Below are 11,983 nucleotides of genomic sequence, written 5' to 3' on the forward strand. Positions count from 1 at the left end.
ATAGCCCTAACCCGTGCTTTTTGATTTGACAAAATCAAAAACACGATGGTAGGACTTATACAAAGACGTCCGACGACATTTCGACGAACAGGAGAAATGAGTCGTTGACGTCGATTGTGCATGCGCCGTTACGTTCTGGGAAGCACACAATGATGTGTAGAATCATATGTCGTAAAAGTTATACGCGAAGATAAAATTTTAAGGTTAGAATAAATTACTGTGAATGAATTATTGTTGGATGTGATTACGTTGTTTGTAGCGTCGGGCTACGTCTCGACGCATGAGATATAGATAAACACACGCGTATAAACAATTTAAAAATAGATTCAAATAAACGCCGTCTGTAACGGCGACCAGTTTTTTTATTCATCAAGCAGAAATTTTTAATTTCGCCCGGAGATGAGATAAAAAGGTGTATCGCCGCCAAGAGGGAGAATGTTGGGAGAAGGTTTTGGGGAGATATTTAATAAACACATCGGTGGTTGTATGTTGTAATAACAACGAAACACAAAAATGGGCGGTGTGTCGTGCTTTCGAATGAATTTCATATAAAAACCCCATGTTGACAAACAAAAAACATGGGCATATAATATGTTTATAAGATATGGACTGTTAGCTCAGTTGGTTAGAGCATTGCATTCACATTGCAGGGGTCACAAGTTCGAGTCCTGTACAGTCCACCAATTTGCGTTCCGGTTGGAGCGCTTTTTTTATGTAAGGCGGAAGAACCGCCTTTTTATTTGCATATTTATTTTATTTCGTTCATTATTTCTATAAGTTTTTTCAAATTGTTTTCCTCATAGGGGCTGTGACCGGCAGCGTCGGTTATATAGAGCTCGACATTTTCAAGTTTTTTTGCGAGGCAATATGCGCCAATCGGGCGACAGTCGATGTCGTATCTTCCGTGCACGATATATGTTTTTATATCTTTTATTTTGTCGGCGTTTTCCAAGATGTAGTTGTCCGTCGGGAAGAAGTTTTTGTTTTTAAAGTAGAAGCATTCGTAAAATGCAAGGCTCATTTTTTGGTCGGTATATTCGTTGTTCATTTCTTCGGGAAGGAGTGTCACAAGTCCGTCTTCCCAATTTGCCCATTTTATTGCGGCGGCTTTCTTTTTTTCTTCGTCGTCGGACATAAATATTTCGTAGTAGGAGTCCACGATTTTATCCCTTTTGTTTTCCGGAAGAAAGTTTTTGTATTCTTCGAAAAGTTCCGGGAAGTAGTAGCTTGCGCCTTCCTCATAGAGCCAATTAACATCTTCCTCTCTCCCCAAAAATATTCCTCTTAAAACCAGATTTTCCACTCTTTCGGGGTGCGCGATTGCATAGAGAAGGGCAAGCGTTGAGCCGTAGCTTCCGCCGAAAACTGTCCATTTTTCTATGCCGAAATGTTCTCTAATTTTTTCCATGTCCTCAACAGTGTGAAACGGGGTGACATTTTTTGTTTCAAGAAACGGTGTAGATTCGCCGGTTCCCGTTTGGTCGAAAAGTATGACGTGGTGATTATCGTTAAAAAATTCGAGCGATTTTTCGCCGACCGATCCTCCCGGCCCGCCGTGCAAAAAAATTACGGGTGCGCCATTTTTGTTTCCGCAATCAAGTATGTTTAGAGTGTGCGTTTCATCAACTTTAAGTTTTATTTTTTCATTAATTCTCATTTCTCCCTCCGTCAACAAAATCTATATTTCTTCTTTTGAGTTCCTTTTGAATCGAGCTTATGACTGCACATTTGTGCTTTGTCCAGTCAGGCACGATGAGATTTTCCCGAACCGGGTCGCCGGTGATTCGGTGGTAAACTATGTCGCGCGGCAAAATTTCCATTCCGTCACAAACAAGATTTACATATTCCTCTTCGGTGAGCACGGGAAACGGTTTTTCGGTGTAAAGTTTTCCGAGTCTCGAGTGTTTGTCGACGTAAAGACTGTGAATTTTCACGCCGAACGGATGAAGCTCTTTTACATATTCAAATGTTTCAAGCATGTCCTCCCTCGTTTCGGTCGGAAGTCCCAAAATCATGTGTACGATGATTTTAAATCCGTCGTCAATCAGCTCGCGCGCTTTTTTGTCAAAGTATTCGTGGCTGTATCCGCGATTTATAAAATCCAAAGTTTTTTCGTGGATGGATTGCATGCCGAGCTCAATCCAAGTTTCCGTTTTTTCGTCATACTCTTTTAGAAGTTCGATTCTTTCAAGGTCCATACAGTCCGCTCTCGTAGCGATGTCGAGTCCCACGATGTCTTTGTCCGAAAGCGCTTCGTCGTAGATTTTTCGAAGCTCGGAAACCGGTTTATATGTGTTTGTGAAGTTTTGAAAATACGCGATGTATTTTTCGACTTTCCACTTTCCGCCGTACATAGTTTTTTGGTGCGCGATTTGCTCAGAAATAGTTTTTGCGCCAATGCAACCTGCAAATTCACCGCTCCCTCTTTCGGAGCAGTAGATGCATCCCAAGTTGCTCAAAGTTCCGTCTCTGTTTGGACATGTAAATCCGCCGTCGAGGCAAACTTTTCCGATTTTAACTCCAAATTTATTTTTTAAATAACTGCTTAGTGAATAATATCTTTCCATATTTAAATTATACTACAAAGTTTTAAATATTCATAATTCGAATAAATTTTTATAAATAGCTGTTATTTTTTAGGAAATGGGGGTATAATATAAATAGTTAGCACTCACCGATAGAGATTGCTAATAATGAAACTCTAATTACTGAAATTAGAGTTTATCTATGATATGGAGGTAGTTATTATGCAAATTAAACCACTTGGTGACAGAATTTTAATTGAAAAGGTTGAAGCTGAAGAAAAGACAGCCGGCGGAATTGTTCTTCCGACAAGTGCACAAGAACAACCGTCAATTGCAAATGTTATTGCAATAAGTGAAGAAATTCAAAACGATGAAAAGAAAAAGGATTTACTTCACGTTGGTGACAAAGTTATATTTAGTAAATTTTCAGGCACTGAAGTAAAAAATGAAGGCAAAATATATTTGATAGTTAAATGGCCTGACATTTTGGCAGTTGTAAAATAAGGGGGAGATAATTATGGCTAAAGATATATTATATGGAAGTGACGCTCGTTCAAAGATGGAAACGGGCATAAACAAGCTTGCCGACACAGTAAAGGTAACGCTTGGACCTAAGGGAAGAAATGTAGTTCTTGAAAGAGCATACGGTTCACCGCTCATTACAAACGACGGTGTTACAATTGCAAGAGAAATCGAACTTGAAGATAAAGCGGAAAATATGGGGGCACAACTTTTAAGAGAAGTTGCAACAAAGACAAATGACGTCGCAGGTGACGGAACGACAACGGCAACTCTTCTTGCACAAGCAATTATAAAGGCGGGCTTAAAGAATTTGGCAGCAGGCTCAAACCCGATGATTCTACAAAAGGGAATCAAAAAAGCTGTCGCTAAAACTATTGAATCGCTAAAGAAACAATCTGTAAAGATTGAATCCAAAGAAAAGATTGCAAATGTTGCAAGCGTTTCAGCCGGCGACGAAGAAATCGGAAAACTCATTTCCGAAGCAATGGAAAAAGTTGGAAACGACGGTGTTATAACTGTTGAAGAATCAAAGAGCATGGGCACAACTCTCGAAGTTGTCGAAGGTATGCAATTTGACAGAGGATATGTTTCAAGTTATATGGTAACCGATACGGAAAAGATGATTGCTGAACTTGACAATCCTTATATTTTAATTACTGACAAGAAAATCACAAATATTCAAGACATTTTGCCGGTTCTTGAACAAATTGTTCAATCGGGAAAAGCTCTTTTAATTATCGCTGAAGACATCGAAGGCGAAGCAATGGCAACACTTGTTGTTAATAAATTAAGAGGAACATTTAACTGTGTTGCTGTTAAAGCTCCGGGCTTTGGCGACAGAAGAAAGGCAATGCTTGAAGATATCGCAATTTTAACAGGCGGTACAGTTGTTTCATCCGACCTAGGATATGAACTCAAAGACACGACTATAGATATGCTCGGAAGTGCACAAAAAGTTAAAGTTGAAAAGGAAAATACTGTGATTGTTAAGGGCGCAGGCGACGATGAAAAGATTAAGGAAAGAGTAAAACAACTTCGCACTCAATACGAAGAAAGTGAGTCCGATTTCGATAGAGAAAAACTTCAAGAAAGACTCGCAAAACTTTCAGGCGGCGTTGCAGTTGTTCAAGTAGGTGCGGCAACAGAAACTGAGCTCAAAGAAAAGAAACTTAGAATCGAAGATGCTCTTAACGCAACACGCGCAGCTGTTGAAGAAGGAATTATCGCAGGCGGCGGAGTTGCTCTTATCGACACAATCGAAGATGTAAAACCGCTTCTCGACGAAACTGAAGGCGACGAAAAGACAGGCGTCATGATTATCTTGAGAGCTCTTGAAGAACCTCTAAGACAAATCGCTGAAAACGCAGGAAAAGAAGGAAGCGTAATTGTTTCAGCAGTGTTTGAAAAAGAAAAGGGCATGGGATATGACGCTCTTCACGATAAATATGTAGACATGATCAAGGAAGGAATTGTAGACCCGACAAAGGTTACAAGAAGCGCACTTCAAAATGCAGCAAGCGTTGCAGCAATGGTTCTTACAACCGAAGCAACAGTGACAGATCTTCCTAAAGATGACGAAATGAATCCGCAAATGGCAGGCGGCGGAATGCCGATGGGCGGAATGATGTAATAAAATAAAATGTGCAGCATACCACGTGCTGCACTTTTTTTATTGCAACAAAAAAACGTGCAGATTTTGCAATTTGCACGTTTATATTACATACTATTTTACGTCTTCCAAAAGGATTTTTTCGAGTTTCAATGGTTCGATATATTCGTCACCTTTGTATGCACGCATGTTTCCGCCTGAAATTTCGTCGATGAGTGCGACTTTGCCGTCGATCATTCCAAATTCGAATTTAATATCGTAAAGTTCGAGACCCTTTTTATCGAGTTCTTCTTTAACAAATTCGCCGATGTGTTTTGCAAGATCAACAAGTTCTTCGTATTCGTCGCCTGTCATAATTCCGAGCATTTCAAGAGCGTCCTTTGTGATTAGAGGATCGTCTCTGTCGTCATCCTTTAGAGTGATTTCAACATATGAAGGAAGCTTCATTCCCGATTCGGCATATTGTCCGTAACGTCTGATGAATGAGCCGACAGCTCTGTATCTTACAATAACTTCAACGCCGTTTCCGAAAACTTTTGCCTTCTTTACAACAGCTTCATTTTTTTCAGTGTCTGCTGAAACGAAGTGTGTGTTTAAGCCCTTTTCGTTAAGTTTTTCATAGAAGAATTTTGTAAGCATGCAAGCTGAGTGTCCTGCGCCTTCCATAGTGAGTCCGACATGATTTTGACCCGGGTCGAAAACTCCGTCCTTTCCGGTTACATCGTCTTTAAACTTGAGTAAAACTTCTTTGTCGTTTAATTCATAAACGTCTTTTGTTTTTCCTTGGTATAATTTTTTCAAAGTAAACCCCCCAATCCACTCATTATTTTATACCTAAGCGGCGCGTGTTGTCAAGTGATTCAAGATATATTTTCGAATATATGTAAAATTTGTGGTATAATTAAATTAAAAAGGAGAGAGAAATGGATATAAAAGAATTGCGCCGCGAGTTTCACAAAATCCCTGAAACAGGCTTTAAAGAATATAAAACTACAAGAAAAATTATTTCTTATTTAAAAAATTTTGAAAACGGAAAACTTATTTTCGGAAAAAGGCTTTACGACAAATCCGAAGTTTCAAGCGATGCGGACATTGACGAGGGTTACACCGGAGCTTTGATAGAGTTCGGACATGCACCGTTTTTTATGTTTCGCTCGGACATCGATGCTCTTCCGGTTTTGGAATCGACGAGTGATGAACACGTTCCGAAAAATTTAGGATTTCGCTCGGAAATCGATGGAAATATGCACGCCTGCGGTCACGACGGACACATTTCAATCGCTTTAAAACTTGCAGAAAAATTCAACGAAGAGCCAAATCTTTATTCGGGAAGGGGCGTAAGAATTTTATTTCAACCTGCGGAAGAGGGAGTGCAAGGTGCTGCGAAAATTCCGGAGTTTGTGACAAAAGACGTTGACAATATGATCGGATACCACATCGGACTCGGCGAGCCGGAAGGGTTTATAGGAGTCGGAAGCACGAATTTTCTAGGAGTCAAAAAACTTCTCGTAAAATTTTTCGGAAAAGCCGCACACGCTGCGAACAATCCGGAAAATGGAATTTCAGCACTCAATATGGCGCTCGCATTTATAAATTTAAATCGTACTTTGATTGAAGATTCAAAGAAAAAGCGCGTGATGAATATCGGGATGATTCACGGAGGAAATGCGCTAAACATCATAATGGATGAAATAACTCTCGGCATCGACCTTCGCGCGATCGACAACGATGTGCTGGACGAAATGTACGAAACGATTTTGAAAACTTCGAGAAATATTTCCGAGGCTGTCGGTGGAAGCTCGACTGTTGAGATTATCGGGGAAGCTAGGGGGTATGTTGAGGAAGACGGAGAACTCACCGAAAAATTGTCGAAAAATTTAAGAGATGCGGGATTTAAAACGACGCTTAATCCGAATTTCGGCGCAAGTGAAGACGTGACGAAATATATTTTGGATGTGAAAGAAAACGGCGGAAATGCAATTCACCTTCTTTTTGGCGCCGACCTTGCGGGGAGTCACCACAGCTCGACATTTGACTTCGACGACGAGAATCTCGAAAAATATTTCAATGCAACACTTTTAACATATGAATCCATGCTCAAAAATTAAGCGGTTATGCCGCTTTTTTTGTGAGATTTTTTTCGACACTTATTTTTCAACTCGAGAGACCTGTGTTTGAAAAAAACACCGTTTTAATATAAAATAGAAGAGGAGGAATTTATATGATTTATGTTATAAACAAGAGCGTTGATCCTTCTTTTAATCACGCGCTTGAAGAATATTTTTTAAAAGATACTCGCGAGTCGGTTTTTATGATTTGGCAAAATGAGCCGACGGTTTTGATCGGGAGAAATCAGAATTTGGAGCTTGAGATAAATACAGATTTTACAAAAGCACATGATATGCACGTTGTTCGAAGGCTTTCGGGCGGCGGCACGGTTTATTGCGATTTGAACAACTGTCAATACACTTTTATCACAAATCGCGACGACAAGGATGAAAATCTTTTCAAAAGTTTTGCGCACCCGGTTGTTTTGGCTCTAAAAAAATTGGGGCTCGATGCGGATTTTACGGGTAGAAATGACATAATGATTGGCGACAAAAAAGTTTCCGGGAATGCTCAGTACCGCTACAAGGACAGAATCATTCACCACGGAACTCTTCTTTTTGATGCGGATATGGAGCTTTTGTCGGGTTCGATGAAGGCGCGCGAAATAAAATTTATAGATAAAAATGTTCATTCGCATCGTGCGCATGTGGGTCTTATAAAAAATTACGTGGACATGGATGTGCATGAATTTATAGATTATATTGCAAAAAATATTGTGGATTATCATAATATTTCTGAAATTCGCGAGCCGTCAAATGATGAGCTCGAGGGTTTGAAGAAGTATTTGTCGGACTTTCTGGATTTTAATAAGACGGGCTACGACAAAGAGCATTCGAGAAAATATATGGCGAAGAAATATCCGTTCGGACTTGTTGAGTACGGGCTCGATGACGAGGACGGAAAGATAAAAAAACTGAAGATTATGGGAGACTTCTTTTTGAATAATGAATTGGAGCCGTTTTTGAGTTCGATTCGGGGTATAGATATAGAGTCGATTGAAGACGAGCTCAAATTTGATATCGGAGATTTTATAATCGGCATGACAAATGACGATTTTATTTCCGATTTGAAGCATTTATATAGAGGAGAATAGTTATGAGTGAGAAAAAAACTAAGCATTTAAAAAAGCCGGAGTGGATTAAGGTCAAACTTCAGGGCAACCAAAATTCCAACACGGTTGAACATACACTTTTAAATTATAATTTGAACACTGTTTGCTCGGAGGCGAATTGTCCGAACAAGATGGAGTGCTACGCTGCGAGAACTGCGACATTTATGATTCTCGGGAAAAATTGTACGAGAAATTGCAGATTTTGCAATGTCACGACAAAAAAGCCGGAGCCGGTGAACAAGTTTGAACCGCAGGAAGTTGCTTTTGCGGTACAGAAACTCGGACTTAAACATGCGGTCGTGACGAGTGTCGACAGAGACGATTTGGAGGATTACGGCGCGGAGCATTTCAAGCGCGTGTGCGAGGAGATAAAAAAAGTAAATCCGGGCACGACAGTCGAGCTTTTGATTCCGGATATGCACGGGGTGCACGAACATTTGGACACTATTTTCAGCGCAAAGCCGGACATCATAAACCACAATGTTGAAGTTGTGCCGGAGTTTTTTGAGGAAATTTGTCCGCAGTCAAATATGGACTGGAGTCTCGAAGTTTTGAGATATGCAAAGGAAAAGGGGTTCATCACGAAATCCGGCATGATGGTCGGATTCGGTGAAACTGAAGAGATGGTTGTAAATCTTATGAAAATGCTTCGAAGCGTGGACTGCGACATGCTCACAATCGGGCAATATCTCCAACCTTCGAGAAAACACGCCGACGTTGTGGAATATGTAACGCCGGAGCAATTTGAAAGATACAAAGAGCTCGGACTTGAACTCGGATTTAAGAGCGTTTCGAGCGGACCTTTTGTTCGAAGCAGCTATCACGCGCAAATGTTGGAAGGATAAAATGAAAAGAGTTAGAATTTTTTTGAATGAATACCCGTCGTCAATCGAAGTTGCAAACGAACTCGAGGAGCGCTTTCGCTCGCTCGGTGTTGAGGCAGAAAAGGTCTATATAAAATCGCTCGACAACAAGGGCGGAGATTTTGACGTAAACATTGTTGTCGGGGGCGACGGTACATTTTTGCAATCGGTGAGACTGAGCGAATTTCATTCGGCGCCGTTTATCGGAATAAACACCGGCGGACTTGGATTTTTCCAGGAAATCGGCGTTGACGAAATTCCGACGCTTGTGCATATGCTGAAAAAAGAAGAATTTATTACCGACGAAATGAAACTCATAAAATCCGTCGCAACCACAAGTGACGGCAGCGAACTCTCGTTTTATGCGATAAATGAAATTCTTATAAAGGGAATAAATTCGAAAGTCATCCACATGGACGTCTATGTCGAAAGAAATTTCCTGCAAAAATTTTCAGGAGACGGCATCATCATCTCGACATCCGTCGGCTCGACCGCGTACAACTTCTCGGTCGGCGGTGCGATTGTGCACCCGAGCATCGAAACAATGCAAATGAGTCCGCTCGCACCGATTTCAAGTGCGGCATATCGTTCGCTTCTAAATCCGATCGTCATGCCGGGAAATTACACCATCGACATCTACCCTGAAACGAAATACGAAAAATCCGTCTTGATTGTCGAAGACGGCGTTGAAAACTTTGTCAGAAACATTCGAAAAATTGAAACCACAATCAGCAACACTTTCGTGAACAGACTGCATTTGGATAAGGATATATACTGGAAGAACCTCAAAGACAAATTCATTTAGTCGAGTTCGATTTGCGGTCTATTTTGCGATAAACGACTGATCTCGTGTTTTAGTCGTTGCGGCATATTTACCAATATGCCTCACTCCTAAAACCCTCAATCTAGCCGTTTCTCATCAAAATATCCTCGCAAATTTGGATGTGAGATATTTGCGGGACTTTTCGCAATAAGGATTTGAGAATGTATTATGTTGCAAACGCAGGACGTAGCGGGACGGCACTGTGTGTCCTCCCGCAAAAAAGTCTCACTCCTAAAATATTTCATCTAAGCGTTTCTCATCGAAAATTCCACGCAAATAACAGTGTGTATAAATTGTATAAAATTACAAACGCCATCCGTAACGGCGACCGGTTTTTCGACGCACGAAATAGAAATCTTTGATTTTGTAATTGAGTGCAGAGAAAAGCGTATCGCCGCTATAATGGAGAATTGTTTGGGGTTTTTTATTTCATCAAAAATCAAACGACAAAACCGGTGCAATGACACCGCTCTTCCTTACGTTGTAACGTATTTCGTCACGCTACGCCGTGCTTGCGAATGAAGACAAGTCAATAATTTAAACTTTTCATTCATTTTTCAAAATATTTTCTCGATTTTTTTATTTTCAAATTATATCATTCGTTATTTTCGTTGTGTGTTGGGTAATAATATTTGTGAAGGGTTAAAAATGTTGTGCGAATAGTTTGCACAGTTTTTAATTTATTTAAGGAGGTATTAATATGGAAGAAAGAAAAGGTGCTATCACATTTATGAAGGATCCGATGACTTTGATCGGACCGGAAGTAAAGGTTGGCGATAAGGCTCAAGATTTTGAAGCAACAAAGAAGGATTTAAGCGATTTTTGTCTATGTGAACTAAAGGGAAAGACTGTTGTTATCAGCGTTGTTCCTTCAATCGATACGCCGGTTTGCGAAGAACAAACCAAGATTTTCAACAAAGAAGCTTCTGATTTGAAGGATGTTGTTATTCTTACAATCAGCTGCGATTTGCCGTTTGCACAAGCAAATTTCTGCGCTGCAAAGGGTATTGACAATTTAATTATGTTGTCAGATTACAAGGCACACGATTTCGGAACGAAGTACGGCTTTTTGATTAAGGAACTCATGCTTCTTGCAAGAGGTGTCGTTATCATCGACAAGGAAGGCGTTGTGAAGTATGTAGAATATGTTCCTGAAGCAACGAATTTGCCTGATTTTGACAAGGCTCTTGAAGCTTTAAAGAGTTTATAGTTTAATAGCCCGCCGTTTTTACGTGCGGGTTTTTCTGTACTTAAGGAGGTTTTTATGGACGGTTTTATTTTTAGAAATCCGGTTAAGATTATTTTCAAGGAAGGCGCAGTCGAACATTTGAAGGAAGAGATTAAACCATACAAACGCATTCTTCTCGTTTACGGCGGCGGCAGTATAAAAAAGACCGGAATTTACGACAAGGTTATGAAGGGGCTCGAAGGAAAGTCTGTAACTGAACTTTCGGGGATTATTCCAAATCCTGAAACAACAAAGGTGTACGAAGGAATCGAGCTCTGTCGAAAAAATGACATAGATTTTATTTTAGCGGTCGGCGGAGGCTCGGTCATCGACTCCGCAAAAGCGATTGCCGCGGGGGCAAAGCTTGACGGCGATTTTTGGGATGAACTTTTTATGAAGAAGAGCGATATTACGGATGCGATTCCGTTGGGCTCTGTGCTTACAATGGTCGGCACGGGCTCCGAAATGAATTCGGGCGGCGTTATTACAAATCCGGATGTAAAGATTAAATGCTCATACGGAAATCCGCTTCTCTATCCGGTGTTCTCACTTCTCGACCCGACTTTCACATACACTGTTCCGAAAGTTCAAATGGTTTCGGGAATTGTCGATATGTTCAGCCACATTATGGAAGTTTATTTCAGTTTGCCGGACGACGACAATATTTCGGACAATTTGAGCGAAAGTTTGATGGCGGCGGTTATACGAAATGCGCGCGTTGCAATTAAAAATCAGGAGAACTACGGCGCAAGAAGCAATTTAATGTGGATTGCAAGCCTTGCAATAAACGGTCTATTGGCGCTCGGCAAGGGCGAAGACTGGCAAAGTCACACGCTTGAGCACACTCTTAGCGCATATTATCACATTCCGCACGGTCTCGGTCTTGCGATTGTGCATCCGCATTATTTGAAATATGTTTACAAGGGCCACGGCGAAAAGTTCAAGAGATTTTTAAAGAGAGTTTTCGATGTCGATGCAAGCGGAATGAATGAAGATGAAGCAGCGGAACTTGCAATCGAAAAGATTCAGGAATTTTTCAAGGAACTCGGCGCTCCGACAAAGCTTCACGAGATGGATATCGATGAGTCGAGACTCGAAGAAATGGCAATGAATACGGACGAGTTCAAGGTCGACTATTCGGATTTGAAGCACGAAGACATTTTAAAGATTTATAAATCTGCTCTTTAGAGGCG

The 11,983-nt window shown here is 40.7% G+C and carries 11 protein-coding genes and 1 tRNA gene; 9 read left to right on the forward strand and 3 right to left on the reverse strand.

Annotation, left to right across the window (positions count from 1 at the left end):
- Positions 1-606 precede the first annotated feature (606 nt).
- Positions 607-683, forward strand: a tRNA-Val gene (locus SPI61_RS03170).
- 65 nt (positions 684-748) lie between these two features.
- Here the strand turns inward: SPI61_RS03170 and pip are convergent.
- Positions 749-1,657: a prolyl aminopeptidase gene (pip, locus tag SPI61_RS03175; protein ID WP_321136676.1), complete on the reverse strand. Its 909-nt coding sequence runs from the start codon at positions 1,655-1,657 to the stop codon at positions 749-751.
- On the reverse strand, positions 1,647-2,567 hold the full coding sequence (locus SPI61_RS03180) for a TIGR01212 family radical SAM protein (RefSeq protein ID WP_321136677.1): 921 nt from the start codon (positions 2,565-2,567) through the stop codon (positions 1,647-1,649). The genes pip and SPI61_RS03180 overlap by 11 nt, the downstream gene beginning before the upstream one ends.
- Positions 2,568-2,747: 180 nt before the next feature.
- Here SPI61_RS03180 and SPI61_RS03185 point away from each other — a divergent pair, with 180 nt between their 5' ends.
- Together SPI61_RS03185 and groL are read left to right on the forward strand one after the other, a co-directional pair.
- The gene (locus tag SPI61_RS03185) at positions 2,748-3,029 is read left to right on the forward strand and encodes a co-chaperone GroES (RefSeq protein ID WP_321136678.1); all 282 of its coding nucleotides are present in this window, start codon (positions 2,748-2,750) and stop codon (positions 3,027-3,029) included.
- A gap of 13 nt (positions 3,030-3,042) precedes the next feature.
- Complete coding sequence (gene groL, locus SPI61_RS03190; protein WP_321136679.1) at positions 3,043-4,677, forward strand: chaperonin GroEL; 1,635 nt, start codon at positions 3,043-3,045, stop codon at positions 4,675-4,677.
- A gap of 93 nt (positions 4,678-4,770) precedes the next feature.
- On the opposite strand, the gene SPI61_RS03195 is transcribed toward groL, so the two are convergent.
- Positions 4,771-5,457, reverse strand: a complete 687-nt coding sequence (locus SPI61_RS03195) for a phosphoribosylaminoimidazolesuccinocarboxamide synthase (RefSeq protein ID WP_321136680.1) — start codon at positions 5,455-5,457, stop codon at positions 4,771-4,773.
- A 122-nt stretch (positions 5,458-5,579) separates the two neighbouring features.
- Between SPI61_RS03195 and SPI61_RS03200 the strand changes: the two genes are divergently transcribed.
- The 6 genes from SPI61_RS03200 (at position 5,580) to SPI61_RS03225 (ending at position 11,978) form a co-directional block, all read left to right on the forward strand.
- Positions 5,580-6,764, forward strand: a complete 1,185-nt coding sequence (locus SPI61_RS03200; RefSeq protein WP_321136681.1) for an amidohydrolase — start codon at positions 5,580-5,582, stop codon at positions 6,762-6,764.
- A 113-nt stretch (positions 6,765-6,877) separates the two neighbouring features.
- Positions 6,878-7,858: a lipoate--protein ligase gene (locus SPI61_RS03205; protein ID WP_321136682.1), complete on the forward strand. Its 981-nt coding sequence runs from the start codon at positions 6,878-6,880 to the stop codon at positions 7,856-7,858.
- A gap of 2 nt (positions 7,859-7,860) precedes the next feature.
- Positions 7,861-8,721 (forward strand): lipoyl synthase, encoded by an 861-nt coding sequence (gene lipA, locus SPI61_RS03210; protein ID WP_321136683.1) that lies wholly within the window; start codon positions 7,861-7,863, stop codon positions 8,719-8,721.
- 1 nt (position 8,722) lies between these two features.
- Positions 8,723-9,544, forward strand: a complete 822-nt coding sequence (locus SPI61_RS03215; RefSeq protein ID WP_321136684.1) for an NAD(+)/NADH kinase — start codon at positions 8,723-8,725, stop codon at positions 9,542-9,544.
- Positions 9,545-10,262: 718 nt separating this feature from the next.
- Positions 10,263-10,772, forward strand: coding sequence for a thiol peroxidase (gene tpx, locus SPI61_RS03220; protein WP_321136685.1), 510 nt, complete (start codon positions 10,263-10,265; stop codon positions 10,770-10,772).
- A gap of 54 nt (positions 10,773-10,826) precedes the next feature.
- The gene (locus tag SPI61_RS03225; protein WP_321136686.1) at positions 10,827-11,978 is read left to right on the forward strand and encodes an iron-containing alcohol dehydrogenase; all 1,152 of its coding nucleotides are present in this window, start codon (positions 10,827-10,829) and stop codon (positions 11,976-11,978) included.
- Positions 11,979-11,983: the final 5 nt, after the last annotated feature.

This window comes from Ezakiella sp. (assembly GCF_034180565.1).
GTDB lineage: Bacteria > Bacillota > Clostridia > Tissierellales > Peptoniphilaceae > Ezakiella.